Source organism: Xanthomonas hortorum (genome assembly GCF_024339125.1).
Taxonomy (GTDB): Bacteria; Pseudomonadota; Gammaproteobacteria; order Xanthomonadales; family Xanthomonadaceae; genus Xanthomonas; species Xanthomonas hortorum.
Genome location: NZ_CP101417.1, coordinates 1,059,234 through 1,075,306, shown reverse-complemented (window position 1 = coordinate 1,075,306; position 16,073 = coordinate 1,059,234). Strand labels below are relative to the sequence as shown.

Annotated in this window: 15 protein-coding genes; 11 read left to right on the top strand and 4 right to left on the bottom strand. The window is 64.0% G+C overall.

Annotated elements, in window-relative coordinates; translation table 11 throughout:
• Positions 1-290: 290 nt before the first annotated feature.
• Positions 291-1,301: a 2-alkyl-3-oxoalkanoate reductase gene (oleD, locus tag NMB96_RS04505; protein WP_043888831.1), complete on the top strand. Its 1,011-nt coding sequence runs from the start codon at positions 291-293 to the stop codon at positions 1,299-1,301.
• A 64-nt stretch (positions 1,302-1,365) separates the two neighbouring features.
• The gene (locus tag NMB96_RS04500) at positions 1,366-1,524 is read left to right on the top strand and encodes a DUF1328 domain-containing protein (RefSeq protein ID WP_003468167.1); all 159 of its coding nucleotides are present in this window, start codon (positions 1,366-1,368) and stop codon (positions 1,522-1,524) included.
• A 118-nt stretch (positions 1,525-1,642) separates the two neighbouring features.
• Here the strand turns inward: NMB96_RS04500 and NMB96_RS04495 are convergent, their stop codons facing one another.
• Together NMB96_RS04495 and ddlA are read right to left on the bottom strand one after the other, a co-directional pair.
• On the bottom strand, positions 1,643-1,768 hold the full coding sequence (locus NMB96_RS04495) for a hypothetical protein (protein ID WP_255086373.1): 126 nt from the start codon (positions 1,766-1,768) through the stop codon (positions 1,643-1,645).
• A complete protein-coding gene (gene ddlA, locus NMB96_RS04490) occupies positions 1,768-2,871 on the bottom strand; it encodes a D-alanine--D-alanine ligase (RefSeq protein ID WP_183086605.1) in 1,104 nt (367 codons plus the stop codon). The genes NMB96_RS04495 and ddlA overlap by 1 nt, the downstream gene beginning before the upstream one ends.
• Positions 2,872-3,065: 194 nt before the next feature.
• Between ddlA and NMB96_RS04485 the strand changes: the two genes are divergently transcribed.
• The 4 genes from NMB96_RS04485 (at position 3,066) to NMB96_RS04470 (ending at position 7,511) form a co-directional block, all read left to right on the top strand.
• Positions 3,066-3,710, top strand: a complete 645-nt coding sequence (locus tag NMB96_RS04485) for a ubiquinone biosynthesis accessory factor UbiJ (protein ID WP_023902150.1) — start codon at positions 3,066-3,068, stop codon at positions 3,708-3,710.
• Positions 3,707-5,380 carry a ubiquinone biosynthesis regulatory protein kinase UbiB gene (ubiB, locus tag NMB96_RS04480; protein WP_183086606.1) on the top strand — a complete coding sequence of 558 codons (1,674 nt, stop codon included), beginning with the start codon at positions 3,707-3,709 and terminating at the stop codon, positions 5,378-5,380. The genes NMB96_RS04485 and ubiB overlap by 4 nt, the downstream gene beginning before the upstream one ends.
• A gap of 345 nt (positions 5,381-5,725) precedes the next feature.
• Complete coding sequence (locus NMB96_RS04475) at positions 5,726-6,505, top strand: hypothetical protein (protein WP_183086607.1); 780 nt, start codon at positions 5,726-5,728, stop codon at positions 6,503-6,505.
• Positions 6,506-6,737: 232 nt separating this feature from the next.
• Positions 6,738-7,511, top strand: coding sequence for a pseudouridine synthase (locus NMB96_RS04470; RefSeq protein WP_023902155.1), 774 nt, complete (start codon positions 6,738-6,740; stop codon positions 7,509-7,511).
• A 412-nt stretch (positions 7,512-7,923) separates the two neighbouring features.
• On the opposite strand, the gene NMB96_RS04465 is transcribed toward NMB96_RS04470, so the two are convergent.
• Positions 7,924-8,502: a DUF2059 domain-containing protein gene (locus tag NMB96_RS04465; RefSeq protein ID WP_084217995.1), complete on the bottom strand. Its 579-nt coding sequence runs from the start codon at positions 8,500-8,502 to the stop codon at positions 7,924-7,926.
• Positions 8,503-8,558: 56 nt separating this feature from the next.
• Between NMB96_RS04465 and arfB the strand changes: the two genes are divergently transcribed.
• The 5 genes from arfB to dcp all read left to right on the top strand — a co-directional run bounded on the left by arfB (position 8,559) and on the right by dcp (position 13,509).
• The gene (gene arfB / locus NMB96_RS04460; RefSeq protein ID WP_023902157.1) at positions 8,559-8,990 is read left to right on the top strand and encodes an alternative ribosome rescue aminoacyl-tRNA hydrolase ArfB; all 432 of its coding nucleotides are present in this window, start codon (positions 8,559-8,561) and stop codon (positions 8,988-8,990) included.
• A 2-nt stretch (positions 8,991-8,992) separates the two neighbouring features.
• Entirely contained in the window at positions 8,993-9,622 is a 630-nt protein-coding gene (locus NMB96_RS04455; RefSeq protein WP_023902158.1) for a lysophosphatidylcholine acyltransferase, read from the top strand.
• 118 nt (positions 9,623-9,740) lie between these two features.
• Entirely contained in the window at positions 9,741-10,010 is a 270-nt protein-coding gene (locus NMB96_RS04450) for a hypothetical protein (protein WP_023902159.1), read from the top strand.
• A 198-nt stretch (positions 10,011-10,208) separates the two neighbouring features.
• Positions 10,209-11,219, top strand: coding sequence for an isoaspartyl peptidase/L-asparaginase family protein (locus NMB96_RS04445; RefSeq protein WP_023902160.1), 1,011 nt, complete (start codon positions 10,209-10,211; stop codon positions 11,217-11,219).
• Positions 11,220-11,325: 106 nt separating this feature from the next.
• Positions 11,326-13,509 carry a peptidyl-dipeptidase Dcp gene (gene dcp, locus NMB96_RS04440; protein WP_255086371.1) on the top strand — a complete coding sequence of 728 codons (2,184 nt, stop codon included), beginning with the start codon at positions 11,326-11,328 and terminating at the stop codon, positions 13,507-13,509.
• Positions 13,510-13,633: 124 nt separating this feature from the next.
• On the opposite strand, the gene xopN is transcribed toward dcp, so the two are convergent.
• On the bottom strand, positions 13,634-15,781 hold the full coding sequence (gene xopN / locus NMB96_RS04435) for a type III secretion system effector XopN (RefSeq protein WP_255086370.1): 2,148 nt from the start codon (positions 15,779-15,781) through the stop codon (positions 13,634-13,636).
• Positions 15,782-16,073: the final 292 nt, after the last annotated feature.

The window sequence follows — 16,073 nt, the reverse complement described above, 5'->3', positions numbered from 1 at the left end:
GCAGAGGCGGTTCTTGGAGAAGCAATAGGCGGGGCGGCATGCAGCGGGAAGATGACGAGCAGGGCGGACAACAGCAGCGATAGGCGGGTCATGATGACTCCAGCGATCCAGGGTCCGGCCATGACGCCAGCAGCGCGAATGAACTGCCTGATGTCTCGATGAAGATTTATGAAGCTCTTTGCGATCAATGGCTTGCGTAAGCCACAGGCGGCCGGCCGCGCGCGCGGCGTCGCGATCACAGTCCGGTCCGGCTATTGTGTGCGCCCTGCAGGAACAATGGATGTGGCGCAATGAAGGTGCTGGTGACCGGTGGTGGTGGCTTTCTCGGCCAGGCGTTGTGCCGCGGCCTGCGCGCGCGCGGGCATGAGGTGGTGAGTTTCCAGCGCGGCGATTACCCGATTCTGCAGACCTTGGGCGTGGGCCAGATCCGTGGCGACCTGGCCGACCCGCAAGCGGTGCGACACGCCTTCGCCGGTATCGATGCGGTCTTCCACAACGCCGCCAAAGCCGGTGCGTGGGGCAGCTACGACAGCTATCACCAGGCCAATGTGGTCGGTACGCAGAACGTGATCGACGCGTGTCGTGCCAATGGCGTGCCGCGCCTGATCTACACCTCCACACCTAGCGTCACCCATCGCGCCACCAATCCGGTGGAAGGTCTGGGGGCCGACGAAGTGCCCTACGGCGAAGACCTGCGCGCAGCGTATGCGGCCACCAAGGCGATCGCCGAGCGCGCGGTGCTGGCGGCCAACGATGCGCAGCTGGCGACGGTGGCCTTGCGTCCGCGTCTGATCTGGGGGCCGGGCGACAATCACCTGCTGCCGCGCCTGGCAGCGCGTGCGCGTGCCGGTCGCCTGCGCATGGTCGGCGACGGCAGCAACCTGGTGGACAGCACCTACATCGACAACGCCGCACAAGCGCACTTCGATGCGTTCGAGCACCTCGCGCACGGGGCTGCCTGCGCAGGCAAGGCGTACTTCATTTCCAATGGCGAACCTTTGCCGATGCGCGAGTTGCTCAATCGCTTGCTGGCTGCGGTGGATGCACCGGCAGTGACGCGTTCGCTGTCGTTCAAGACCGCCTACAGAATCGGTGCGGTGTGCGAGACCATGTGGCCACTGTTGCGTCTGCCAGGCGAAGTGCCGTTGACGCGTTTTCTGGTGGAACAATTGTGCACGCCGCATTGGTACAGCATGGAACCGGCGCGTCGCGACTTTGGTTATATACCTAGTATCAGCATCGAAGAAGGCCTACAGCGGCTGCGATCCTCATCTTCCAACGACATCGCCATCACCCGGTAAAGACCGCCATATCTTCAGGATACGTCTGCGCCGATTCGGCACGACAACTTCTGGAATCCTTGCCATGCTGCATTACGCCATCATTTTCTTCGTCATCGCCATCATCGCCGCTGTGCTGGGCTTCAGTGGTATCGCCGGTGCGGCGACCAACATCGCCTGGATCCTGTTTGTGGTGTTCCTGATCCTGGCAGTGATCTCGATGTTCCGTCGCGGCAAGGTTTAACCACTTAGCTGCGATACGTCACGGCAGCGGCGCTGCCGATTGATGCTCAGATGGCCCGCTTCCGCAAGGAGGCGGGTCATCTGCGTTATGAGGGATCTACAGCTGTGTTGTGGCTGTTTTAAAGCAGTTTTTCGAGATATTGCACGTGCCTGCTGAACGACAATTCGGTGGCATGCGCGTTGTTGAGTGCAAGCAGTGCCGGATGATCGTGCAACTGCACCTCGCGCACCTGCGATGGACTCATCAGCGCGGTTCCACCGCACTACGCAGCAGTTGATCATCAGCGTGCCGCTGCAATGCCAGCTCGATCAACTGCGTGATCAAACTCCGATAGTCCAGCCCGCTTGCCTGCCATAGCTTGGGATACATGCTGATCCGGGTGAAACCCGGCAGCGTGTTGACCTCGTTGATCACGATGCGGCCATCTGCGCAGAGAAACACGTCCACACGCGCCATGCCGGCGCAGTCCAGCGCCTGATAAGCCTGCACGGCGATCTGCTGGATGTGCTGCTGTGTCTGCACATCGATGTCGGCCGGAATCACGATCTCGGCGCCGTGTTCGCTGATGTACTTGGTCTCGTAAGAATAAAACGCGTCGTGCACCACCACTTCACCGCATACGCTGGCCTGCGGCGTGGCATTGCCCAGCACGGCGCATTCGATCTCGCGCCCGGTCACCGCTGCTTCCACCAGCACCTTGTGGTCATACGCCAGCGCCAACGCGAGTGCGGCGGCAAACTCCTCCGCAGTGCGCACCTGGCTGACGCCGACCGATGAGCCTTGATTGGCCGGTTTGACGAACAACGGCAAACCGAACTGCGCAACCAACGCATGCACGTCGGCGTGTGCGGCGGTGTGGCGGTTGAAACACACGAACGGCGCCACCTCCAGCCCGGCATCGCGCAGCACGCGCTTGGCCATGTCTTTGTCCATCGCCACTGCTGAGCCGAGCACGCCGGAGCCGACGAAGGGCAGATTGGCCATGCGCAACAACCCTTGCAGCGAGCCGTCCTCGCCCAGCGTGCCGTGCACGATCGGAAACACCACATCGATTTGCGCCAGCGCCTGCTCCGGCTGGGTCGGGCGCAATTGCTGCTGGTGCGCGCCCGGCAGCAGCGCCACGCCGCGACCGCTGCGATGCAAGGCGATGCGCGCCGGGTCGTCGGCATTGAGCAGGAAACTGTCGGGGTCGTTGACGTGCCACTGGCCTTGCTTGTCGATGCCGATCAGCACCGGCTCGAAGCGCTGCGGATCGAGCGCATCCAGAATATTTCTCGCCGATTGCAGCGAGACCTCGTGCTCGGCCGATTTGCCGCCGAAGATGAGACCGACCCGGATCTTGCGCATCGCCTGCTCCTGCCACCTGTTCAATGAGGTCGCCAGCATGCCTGCGGCCGGCGCGCTGAAGGAAGTCCTCCACGACCGACGCAAGCGGCCTTGCCACCAAGGCGAGCTGCCGTGGCCGCCGCGTCCGCCTCCGGCGTGCACTCGCCAGCTCACCATCAAGCAGTTGCGACATGCGGGGACGGTAGAATGGGCCCATGCCCGGATCACTGCTCAACTCACTCAAGCCGCTCGCCGGCCAGGCCCTGCAAGCCGCGCTCAATCGCGCGCTGGCGCTGGACCCGGATACCCGCGACGCCCTGTTGCCGCTGGAAGGCCAGCGCATCGCGCTGACCCTGGAGGCCCCCGCACTGGCCTTGCAGATCCGTGTGCACGAGCGCCGGCTGCTGGTCGGCTCGGTGGACCAAACGCAGGAGCCAGACCTCGCCGTGCGCAGCACCCTGGCCGGCCTGCTCGGCCAGCTGCCGTTTCTGGCCAATGCGCGCCGCAGTGGTGCGCCGGCGGGCCGGCTCAAGGTCTCCGGCGATGCCGAACTGGCGCGCCAGCTGCAACAACTGGCAGGGCGGTTCGATCCGGATTGGCAACTGCCGTTCGTGGCAGTGTTTGGCGACATCCTGGGCGTGCAGATCGCCGGCGCGGTGCGTGCAGCGCTGCAGCAGGCGCGCCGCAGTGCAGTGGATCTGGCGCACAGCGCGGCTGAATTCGTCACCGAAGAATCGCGCGATGTGGTGCCACGCGCCGAACTGGAAGCATTCCACGACGATGTCGACGAACTGCGCGACGACGTCGAACGGCTGGCCGCACGCGTCACCCGCCTGCGTGCTGCCGGAGGTGCGGCATGAAGGCGCTGCTGCGTGCCAGCCGCATCGGCCGGGTGATCCTGCGCTATCGGCTGGACGTCTTGCTGCAAGGCACGCCGGCCGAGCGCTGGCTGCGCCTGGCCAAGCCATTCGTGCCGCGTGCCAGCGCCGAGATCGCCGCGCAATCGCGCGGTGCGCGCCTGCGCCTGGCGCTGCAGGAACTGGGGCCGATCTTCGTCAAGTTCGGGCAGATCCTGTCGACCCGGCGCGACCTGATTCCGGCCGACGTCGCTGACGAATTGACCCTGCTGCAGGACCGGGTCAAACCGTTCGACGGCGACGTTGCGCGGCTGATCGTGGAGCGCGCGCTGGGCCTGCCGGTGAGCGTGGCATTCGCCGCATTCGACACCGTACCGTTGGCCTCGGCCTCGATCGCGCAGGTGCATGCGGCCACGCTACCGCCGGATGCCAACGGCGTGCGCCGCGAAGTGGTGGTCAAGGTGCTGCGCCCGGACATCGAGCGCCAGATCGATGCCGATATCGCCTTGCTGCATTCGTTGGCCACCCTTGTCGAGCGCACCCACCCGCGTGCGGACAAGATCCGCCCGCGCGAAGTGGTGGCCGAGATCGAAGCCACCTTGTCGGCCGAACTCGATCTGCAACGCGAAGGCGCCAACGCCAGCGTGCTGCGCCGCTTCTGGGAAGGCTCGGACGATCTGTACGTGCCCGAGGTGATCTGGTCGCACACCGCCGAGCGTGCACTCACCCTGGAGCGCGTGTACGGCATTCCGTCCGACGACATCGCCAAGCTCGATGCGGCCGGTATCGACCGCAAGGCGCTGGCGGCCAAGGGCGTGCGCGTGTTCTACACGCAGGTGTTCCGCGACAATTTCTTCCATGCCGATGCGCACGCCGGCAATATCTGGGTCGACAGCGATCCCGAGCGCCGGCTCAATCCGCGCTTCATCGCGCTGGATTTCGGCATCATGGGCCAGCTCTCGCAGGAAGATCAGTACTACCTGGCCGAGAACTTCATGGCGATCTTCCACAAGGATTATCGCCGCATGGCCGAGTTGCACGTGGAAGCAGGTTGGATGCCGGACAACGTGCGCATCGACGAACTGGAAGCGGCCGCGCGCTCGGTGTGCGAGCCGTACTTCACCCGGCCGTTGTCGGAGATTTCGCTGGCCGAAGTGCTGATCAAATTGTTCCGCGTCGCGCAGCGTTACGAATTGACGCTGCAGCCGCAGCTGATCCTTTTGCAGAAGACCTTGCTCAACATCGAAGGCGTCGGCCGCCAGCTCGATCCCAAGCTGGATATCTGGGCGGTGGCGCGGCCGGTGCTCGAACGCATCCTGCGCGAGCGTTACAGCCCGCGTCGGGTGCTGGGCGAATTGCGCAAGCGGTTGCCTGAAATCATGACACATGCGCCGGACATGCCGCGCCTGGTGCACAGCTGGTTGAAGCAGCAGGTGGAGGGCCGCCATCAGCTCGATATCCGCTCGGCCGAGTTGCGCGCGCTGGATGTGAGCCTGCGCAAGTTGCAGACGCGCGTGGTCACTGCCATCACCGGCAGCGGCCTGCTGGTGGTCGCCGCCGTGCTGTATGGCCTGCATCCGAATGGCTGGTACCTGGGCACGGTGCCGGTGTGGAGCTGGGTCAGTGGCACAGCCGGCTCGGTGGCCTTGCTGATCGCCTGGCTGCGCCGCTGATGCGAAACGCTGTGGCGCAGCGGTGTGCCACAGCGCTTGCCGTTGAGGCGTCAAGACGCATTGGTCGGCTGGCGCCAGAGAGCGTGATTACATGCGCCATGGGCGGAAACCTCGTTGTGGCCCTGGAAGCTGGTGATCACTGCGCGGATGGTCGTATGCAATCCATGAGCATCGGTTGGCGGAATGAAATAGGGCGCCGGATCTGCCGACGCGCGCTACATGTCTGCGCGCTGAGCGCGCGCGCCGGATCGGCCGTCCAAACGAAGACGTTAGCACTGGGCCGAAGCCCCGCGCGTGGGATGACGGCGGAAAGTCTGTAACTATCCATCCGATCATCTGCCGGTATTGAACCAGTCTGCTTCCTGCTCAGAAAACCTGCGCGGTTTCGATGGGGAAGTTAGGCTTGCTCACGATCCGCAGCGCGAAAGACATGCTTTTGATGTTGATTGCTGTGCGCCGGGCATGCGTGTTGTCGCCGTCCGGCTGGTCGATGCAACTCTGCAACTCTTTTTTTCGGAGAACTTTATGATGTATAAGAACCGCGGCCATTTGCTTTTATCACTCTTGTTGATCGGTGCGGCAGGACCTGCAGCTGCCAATGAGTGCGGCCTCGACAAACCCGTGCGCGTGGATATCCCGGCGCAAATGATCGGCTCGGCATTGAAGGAGTGGTCGCGGCAGACCGGCTGCGTCGTGCGTTTGGACCCGAAGATCACCAATCCCGGACGGTCGCAGCCGGTGCAGGGCACGCTCAACACGCAGGAATCCATCTACAGCCTGCTTGCAGGGGCACATCTGGAAGCCACGCCGACCAACGATTATTCTGCGGGAAACGTTGCAACGTTGGTCTTCGTGGTCGATGACGAACAAGGGCGGTACTTCGGAGAGCGTACCGAACGCATCGAGAGCCAGATCACCGCGCTGGAGCATAAAAAGAAAATCGACAAGCGAAAGCTTGCCGCGTACAGAAAGAAGAATCTGGACGTCGCCAACACGGTCAGCGCTGAGATCAATCGCCAGAGCCACTTGGATCCTGGGACGCGGATCACGGCCGTCGATCAGCTGAATCACATCGAGACCGGCCTGAAGAAAATGAAGGCACAGGCGGTGGCATCACGCCGCTAAAGTTCCAGCCTGTCGCCCAGGTCAGACTAGCGCGTTGTGCGTATGCGAGACGCGCTCAAAGAAGTGGTCGGCATGGTCGTCATACGGTTGGTCCAGCACCTGGGCCAGCGGAGCAACCGCCATCAGGCAAGCAGCAGGAACATGCGCATGGGAAGCACGCCGCAATGGTGCGCTTCCGCATGCTCGTCCACCACTCTGGCCAGGTCAACGGGTTGAGTGGCGCGTTGACGCAGTGGCACGCGGTCTCAGCGATGCGGATAATCCGCCGGTGAGCACATCCCCTGATCCATTGCAGACTCTCTACCAGGACGCCGTCCTGGCCGTTGTCGACAAACCCGCGGGCCTGATGGTCCACGACAGCAAGCTGGCGCGCGGGGAGGACGATTTTCTTGCGGACCGTCTGCGCGTGCAGCTGGGCCGCCCGATCTTTTTGGTGCACCGGCTCGACCGCGCCACCAGCGGCTGCCTGTTGCTGGCCTTCGATCGCGACACCGCCAGCGCGCTGGGCAAGGCCTTGATGGCCGGCGAATTGGAGAAGGACTATCTGACGGTGTGCCGCGGCTGGCCGGCCGAGCCGCGCTTCATCGTCGATCACGACCTGGACGGCGGCCCGGGCAAACCGATCAAGAAGCCGGCGGTGACCCACTTCCAGCGTCTGGCCACCGGCGAGCTCGACATCCCGTCCACCGGCTTTGCCACCTCGCGCTATGCCTTGCTGCGTTGCCAGCCGCAGACCGGGCGCTTTCGCCAGATCCGCCGGCATCTTAAGCACCTGTCGCACCACATGATCGGCGACACCAGCCATGGCGATGGCCGCCACAACCGCAGCTTCCGCATGCTCAGCATCCACCGCATGTTGTTGCACGCCGAACGCCTGGGTTTCCCGCATCCGGCCGATGGCAGGCGCATCAGCGTGGTGGCGCCGCTGGATGTGGAGTTTGCGAAAGCGTGTGCATTGTTCGGGTGGGACGTGGCGGGATTGCAAGGCACGACACACGTGCAGTGATGCGGCGTGGTCATGGATGTGTCAGTGCATCAACGTCGATCTGTCAGTGCACCAACGTCGAGCGGCAACGTTTGTAGGCAGTCGTACCCTCACCCCAACCCCTCTCCCGACGGGAGAGGGGCTTGACTGTTCCTTCTCCCCTCGGGAGAAGGTGCCCCGTAGGGGCGGATGAGGGTGCGAGCGAAGCCTGGTGGAGTTTGGATGCACGCGCGGCTTCGCCGCTTACCGCCTTCACCCCAACTCCCTCTCCTGTCGGAGAGGGGCTGGAGCAGGCTTCTCCCCCTGGAGGAAAGCTGGGGCACCGCCGGAATCGTCAACGCAATCGACCTAGCATCCGCATCCGTTGCAGGAACCACGCTGTTACGAATCCCCAATCCCGATTCCCCAATCCCAATTCCCCAATCCCAGCCCTTCAGGGCTTCTGCGCCGCCGCCGGCTCATTGACGATCTTCTCCAGATCCTTCTGCAGATCGGCAAACAGCGGCAGCATCTTCTGCTGGATCGCGCCCATCAGGTTCTGGGTCAGTGCCGGGGTCTTGTCGAGCAGGCTCTGGCCGGCCGAACTCTCATAGAACTCGGCCATGGCCAGCACGTCCTCGCGCGAGAACGAGCGCTTGTAGATGTCCACATACATCGGGCGCAGCTCCGACCACGACAGCGCCTTGCGCACGGTCTGGCGGGTGCGATCCTGGATGCGCTGCAACTGCGCCTGTTGGCCGGCATCGAGCTGGCGCTGCGCGGTGAGCTGGGCGAATTGCTGCTGCTGCATCGCTTCGATCTGCGGCAGCATCGTGTCCAGCATGGTCTGCGCGCGTGAGGCCGCGAGCAATCGGTTGACGTCGGCATCGCTGGGCGCCTGCGCAAACGCAGCGGGCGTGGCGAGTGCCAGTGCGGCCAGCACGATCAGACGGCGCGCGAAGGCGCGGACGGTGGCAACGGAACGAGGTGGTGTCATCGGAGCATCCTGCAAACTGGGGACCGGCCGCAGCATACGGGAGCCGGCGTTCGCGCGCGCGTCCATGCCGGTGCCGATACAATCGCCGGACAATGGCCAGCGACCCGATCCAGATCACTCCCAGCCTGACGATCCCGCCCAGCGAACTCGTCGAACGCTTCGTGCGCGCCAGCGGCGCGGGTGGGCAGAACGTCAACAAGGTCTCCACCGCGGTGGAGCTGCGTTTCGACGTGGCCGGATCGCCGTCGCTGCCCGAACCGCTGCGCGCGCGGCTGCTGTCGCGGCGCGACCGCCGCATGACCGCCGAGGGCGTGCTGGTGATCGACGCGCAGCGCTTCCGCACCCAGGACCGCAACCGCGAGGATGCGCGCGAGCGGCTGGTCGAAATCATCAATGCGTGCCTGTCGGTGCCCAAGCGCCGGGTCGCCACCAAACCGAGTCATGGTGCCAAGCTGCGGCGGCTGGATGCCAAGCGTGAGCGCAGCCATATCAAGCGTGGACGCTCTGCGTCCCACTGGGAGTAAGCGTGAGTCACACCGACCCGTCGTTGCCACCGGTAACACAGGCCAACATCCTGCTGCAGCCAACCCCACCCAGAATGCCGCGTGCGCACGGTCGTTTCGGCCGCTGGCTGGGCCGTACCGCCTTGCGCCTGACCGGCTGGCGCCTGCTCGGGCGGTTGCCCGACGAACCCAAGCTGGTGATGATCGTGGCCCCGCATTCGTCCAACTGGGACGGCTTTGTCGGCTTTGCGGCCAAGTTCGCGCTGGGCTTCGATGTGCGCGTGCTGGGCAAGGCGCAGTTGTTCTGGTGGCCGCTGGGCCCGCTGCTGCGCAAACTGGGCGCCATCCCGCTGGACCGCAGCTCGCCGCAGGGCACCATCGGCCAGGCGGTGCGGCTGATCCGCAACTCCGAGCAGATGTGGTACGTGATCACCCCCGAAGGCACCCGCAAGCGTGTGGAAAACTGGAAGGCGGGCTTCTGGAAGATCGCCTCCGACTCCAAGGTGCCGATCCTGCCGGTGTATTTCGACTATCCCAGCAAGACCGTGGGCATCGGCGAGCCGTTCTGGACCGGGACCGACATGGCCGCCGATATCGCCGCCATCCGCACCTGGTACCGGCCGTGGCGCGGCAAGCATCGCGATACGCTGTAGGTGGTGGCCCGAGCGCCTTGAGCAGGCCTGTGAGCCCACCGATGCGCGGCGCTGTTTGAAGCATGCCACGGTTTGCATCGGTTGGATCAGACCAGACGTCATGGAGGGGAGTGCCCGAATGACCGCGACACAGGAGCAGCTGTTCGCCTTTGCGCTCTACGAGATTCGGTACTTGTTGGCCGGGCACCTCGGAAGCCAGCGCGAGTCGGATCTTTCCGTCCGTGCCGCTGCGCACTTGGCGTATGCGATGCACAACGAGGCCGAGACAGTGCTCCACGGCGGCGCTTTCGATCCTGGGAGCGTTGTCGCCAGACTTGGGGTGGTGGACGAGATGCTCGGAACAGACTTCCAGCGTCGTCTGGCCGAAGCAACGCGCGATGATGCCTGACACCATCACGCCGGATGTTGGCCGACGCTTGGCTGATGCGGGCATTGGATCATTGCTCGGCATGGCGACCCAATGGCGTGGACGTAGCCGACGTTGTGCATTGCCTGCGACGAACCTGCCGTCCTCGCCCCTGCAGGATGGCTCGCCCCGTGTCTCACACCGCCGGGTCACTCAACAAACTTGCAGTGAGGAAGCACCATGATCGCTCTGTCCGCTCGCGCCTTATTCCTGTCGTTGCTGCTCTGTGCCGGCCCGGTGCTGGCCGCCACGCCGATGCTGGTGATCCATGGCGGCGCAGGTGTCGAAAAAGCCGGCCTTTCCAAAGACGAACAGGCGCAGGCGCGCGAGGCGATGCAGCGCGCGCTGCGTGCCGGTCACGCGGTGCTGCAACGCGGTGGCAGCGCAGTGGATGCGGTGGCTGCCACCATCACCGTGCTGGAGGACGCGCCGCAGTTCAATGCCGGGCGCGGTGCGGTGTTCACCCATGACGGCAAGAACGAACTGGATGCGGCGATCATGGACGGCGCCACCGGCAAGGCCGGCGCGATTGCCGGCGTGCACACGGTCAAGAACCCGATCCAGCTGGCGCGCAGCGTCATGGATCATTCCAAGCACGTGATGCTGGCCGGCGCTGGCGCCGAACAGTTCGCGCGCGAGCAAGGCGTCACCCTGGTCGACCCGAGCTATTTCCGCACCGACAAGCGTTGGCAGCAACTGCAGAAAGCGCTCAAGGCCGAGGCCGGCGACCGCCAGGCCCAGGCCGAACTCGATCTGGAAACCGCCAAGCACTTCGGCACTGTCGGTGCGCTGGCGCTGGATCGCGAAGGACATCTGGCCGCCGGCACCTCCACCGGCGGCATGACCAACAAACGCTACGGCCGCGTCGGCGATGCGCCGATCATCGGCGCCGGCACCTACGCCAACAGCCAGTGCGCGGTGTCCGGTACCGGCTGGGGCGAGTTCTACATCCGCGCGGTGGCCGCCTACGACATCTGCGCCCGCATGAAATACGCCGGCCAGTCGTTGCAACAGGCGGCCGACGCAGTGATCGACCAGGAGATTCCCAAGGCCGGTGGTGACGGTGGCGCCATCGCGCTGGACGCGCAGGGCAATGCCGCGTTCCCGTTCAACACCGAGGGCATGTATCGCGGCTGGATCGGCGCCGATGGCACGCCGCACGTGGCGATCTTCAAGGACGAGACGTTGTAGCGCACATCCTCAACCGAACCCGTCCATCCAATCCAACGGCACATGCCAGCGGCCCGCAAACCCGCTAGCGTGACCGGCTGCTCTACCCAATCAGGAATTACACGCCATGTCGCGTACCGTCGTTCTGGCCGCTGCCATCACCCTGGCACTGGCTGCTTGTTCTGGAAAAGATTCGTCCGGTAAGGAGTCCACCACCGTGCCCGAGAAGACCGCCGCCACCCCGGCCGCCGATGCCGCGCCGAACCCGCTGCTCACCCCCAGCACGCTGCCGTTCCAGGCGCCGCCGTTCGACAAGATCAAGGACAGCGATTACCTGCCGGCCTTCGAAGAAGGCATGCGCCTGCAGTTGGCCGAGATCCGCAAAATTGCCGACAACCCCGAACCGCCCACCTTCGACAACACCATCGAAGCGATGGAGCGTGGTGGCGAAACGCTCTCGCGCGTGTCGCGCATTTTCTTCGGGCTGGTGCAGGCCGATACCAGCGACGCACGCCAGAAGATCCAGGAAGAGATCGCGCCCAAGCTGGCTGCGCACCAGGACGAAATCAATCTCGATCCCAAGCTCTTCGCACGCGTCAAAACACTCTACGACCAGCGCGACACGCTGAGCTTGGACCCGGAGCAGAAGCGTCTGCTCAAGCGCGATTACGAAGAACTCATGCGCGCCGGTGCGCAGCTGTCCGATGCCGACAAGGACAGCCTGCGCAAGCTCAATATCGAAGAGACCACGCTCTCCACCCAGTTCCATACCCGTCTGGTCGCCGCCTCGGCTGCCGGTGCGGTGGTGGTGGACGATAAGGCCAGGCTCGATGGCCTGAGCGAGGGCGACATCGCCGCCGCCGCCGATGCGGCCAAGGCGCGCAAGCTCGACGGAAAGTACCTGCTCACCTTGCAGAACACCACCCAGCAACCGGTGCTGGCCTCGCTGAAGGACCGCCAGCTGCGCGCCGAGGTGCTCAAGGCCTCGGAAACGCGCGCAGAAAAAGGCGATGCCAACGACACCCGCCAGACCATCCAGCGCCTGGCGCAACTGCGCGCGCAAAAGGCCAAGCTGCTCGGCTTCGACAGCTACGCCGCCTACAGCCTGGGCGACCAGATGGCCAAGACCCCGGCCGCCGCGCTCAAGCTGCTGACCGACACCGTGCCGGCCGCCACTGCCAAGGCGCGCCGCGAAGTGGCCGAGATGCAGAAGGTGATCGACGCCCAGCGTGCTGATTCAAAGACCGGCGGTTTCAAACTCGCCGCGTCCGATTGGGACTTCTACGCCGAGCAGGTGCGCAAAGCCAAGTACGACATGGACGAGTCGCAGATCAAGCCGTATTTCGAACTGGACAACGTGCTGCAGAACGGCGTTTTCTACGCGGCCACGCAGCTGTACGGCATCACCTTCAAGCAGCGCACCGATATCCCGACCTATCACGCGGACATGAAGGTGTATGAAGTGTTCGACGCGGATGGCACCTCGATGGCGCTGTTCTATACCGACTACTTCAAGCGCGACAGCAAGTCCGGTGGCGCCTGGATGGACGTGTTCGTCGAGCAGGACGGCCTCACCGGCGCCAAGCCGGTGGTCTACAACGTCTGCAACTTCACCAAGCCGGCTGCCGGCCAGCCGGCGTTGCTGAGTTTCGACGACGTCACCACCTTGTTCCATGAGTTCGGCCACGCGCTGCACGGCATGTTCTCCAAGGTGAAGTACCCCTCGATCGCCGGCACCAGCACCTCGCGCGATTTTGTCGAGTTCCCCTCGCAGTTCAACGAGCACTGGGCCTCCGACCCCAAGGTCTTCGCCAACTACGCCAAGCACTACCAGACCGGCGCGGCGATGCCGGCCGAGCTGGTGGAGAAGATCAAGAAGGCCAAGACCTTCAACAGCGGCTACGCGACTACCGAATACCTCTCGGCCGCGTTGCTCGATCTGGCTTGGCACACCCAACCGGCCGACGCATCGTTGCAGGACGTGAGCAAGTTCGAAGCCGACGCGTTGAAGCGCTTCAAGGTCGATCTGGCCGAAGTGCCGCCGCGTTATCGCAGCAGCTATTTCGACCACATCTGGGGCGGCGGTTATTCGGCCGGTTACTACGCCTACTTCTGGTCGGAAGTGCTCGACGACGACGCATTCGAATGGTTCAAGGAAAACGGCGGTCTGGATCGCAAGAACGGCGACATCTTCCGCGCCAAGATCCTCTCGCGCGGCAACACCGTGGACCTTGCCACGCTGTACCGCGACTTCCGCGGCAAGGATCCCAGCGTCAAGGCGCTGCTGGAAAACCGTGGTTTGACGGAGTAAGTGATGCGCGTGGGTCGTTGACGTATGCGCGTATAGTGCATGCGGTTAGCAATCGAAACGGGATGGCCGCAAGGCCATCCCGTTTTTGTTGCGTCGCTTTTGATGCGCCGGGGACGGCGCCGCATCATGCCGGTTGCGGCGCCTGATCGTCCTCGATCTGCACGATCACTTCGTGCGACTGCGATGTGGGCGCTGTTCCCTGCCGCAGCCACTCCACTGCCTGCGGCAGGGTCAGCGACGGCGCGGCCTGCGCTGCGGAGGACGTGGCACCGTGCGGTTGGGTGAGCGCCTTGGCCTCACCCAACAGCTGTTCCACATCGTTGCCTTGCAGTAGCGCGTTGATCGCTTGGCTCGCCTTGGTCGCCCGACGCTGGGACAGCGCTTCGTTGGCCCCCCCCATCACGCCACGTAAGACTTGCTGCTTCAATCCGATGTCGGTGTCGCCCTCGCGGCGATTGTTCTTGACGGTGATGGCGATGTGCTGATTCAGCGCGCCGACCGCAGCCATGCCTCCCGACAGGGCAGAGATCGCCAGGGTCTGTGCGGTCGGCACGTTGCGCGTTCCACCCTGCGCTGCAGAGCTGGCCTTGCCGATCACCGAGGATGCCGCGCTGCCCAGCACGCCGAGATGGAACATCTGGCCAATGCGTTGGGCGGTCTGTGCGGAGAACTCGCGCGAGGTGTACTTCTTGGCGATATCGCTGATCAGTTGCTCCGACACCACCGACTTCTCGGCGCCGAGCAGCACCGCTGCAGCGACACCGTCTGGATCGAGTTCGTCCAACTTGCCTTCGCGCAAGGCTTGCAGATCCCGGCTCAGCAATTCCAGCGCCTTCGCCGGGCCGGCGCCGTGGCCCGATTCCAGATCCAGGTCGTCGGCGTCTGCCGTCACGTGCGGCGAGGGCGATGCCTGCACCTCCGCCTTGAGCGCGTCTTCCATCGACGCCAGTCCGTTGATGACGCGTTTCACCAGAGCCTGCGTGGGCGACTGAATCAGTTTGCGCAGCTTGCCCTGATCGATCTCCTCTGCCGCAACCGGCTCGCCACATGCAAGTTTCGACTTGCCCGCTTCGGTCAGTACATCGGCGTACAGCAGATTGAGCTTGTTGTTGTAATCCTGTTTTGCCTGTTCGTCGAATCCAGCGGCCACATGTTGCGCAGCTGTCATCAGCAGGGCACAGACAGTCTGCGCGGTCGGCGACAGTGCCCGTATTGCGCCGGTCTTGCTGAGCAGGCCCAGCGTACCCGCCAAGGGCGAACGCAGGATGCGCGGGACGGCCTGCCAGCGATTGCCCATCCATTGCCGGTCGTGCGCGCCCTGGGTCATGACAAAGTCTTGCTGCGCCTGATGCAGGCGCTTGTAGGCTTCCCGCAATTGGTGGGCAGCGGCGATGAGGGCGTCAGTTGGCTGTGCGACTGCGGCACGGTTGAGTTGTCTGAAATTTTCTAAGCACCCGCTGAATTCGACAATATGCCTTTCCAGCGCCTTCGCAAGGTCCGGTAGCAAATGCTTGTCGTTGATCTGATTCTTGTCCGGCACGATGACGTGACCGCCATGCTCGCGGATGGATTCGCACAGGCTGACCACTGCCGACTGCTGGGCCGCATTCATCGGTGCGGCGACGGCCGCTGTGGCAAAGCCGAATCCTGCGCCTGCCCAGGGCTGACGGGTTGCGTAGTTGATCCAGGGCGAGACGATGTACTGCATCGCATTGTTTAGGAAACTACCGGTGGGATTGGGCATGCCGGACAGCAACGCGGTGCGTCGCAAGTCGGAAACCTCGACCTCGCTCAATCCCTGCGCCTTGTACCAATCCATCGCATCCGTTTCGTGGATGCGGCTCAACAGATCCGCGTGTGTCGCTGCGCGTTCTTGCACGCCGGTGGTGTCCGGCAATTTCATCGGCCTGATCTTGTTGATGAGTTCGGCGGCCAGCTGCGGCTCGACCGGGCGCAGGTTGTCGGCAGCCAGTTTCTCTTTGAGTCGCACCAGCGACGCTCCGCCATGATGCGACGGCATTACAGGCTGCGGAATCTGCAGACCAACCGAGCCCAGGTGGCTAGCCGTATGAGATGCCTGCGCAGTGGCGTCTGTGGTCCCCTTGCCGCGCTTGCCCGGGCGGCCGGATAGCTCGGTCAATGGGCCACCGGGCGGGGAATCCAAATGGCTGGGTGAGGCATCCGGGGACCCTTCTTCTCGAATCTTATTGCTGTGCGCACTCGACGCTGACCCAGTGCGACTGAGCGGATTGGCGGATGCAGCCGTTTTCATCAGATTTCTCCTGGCGCTTGATGCAGTGGCGGCATCGATCAGTTGCCGGTGCCGAGGAATGCGATCGCCGCGCAGCCCGGAGCTGGGCGCATTGTCGACGGGGGTCGTGGTCGCCATGGCTTGAAAAGAGCATCGAGTTCAAGCACGCGACGAAACCGTTGCCGAGATGAAAGATCCAAACTGCGGATCGCATTGCTCAGGGATTGAACCACTCTACAGGAGACATCTTTGCCGGATAGCAGAACCGACGTCGCTGCACCCGAATCCCCCGGAGGTGTGGGCGCCGAGGTCG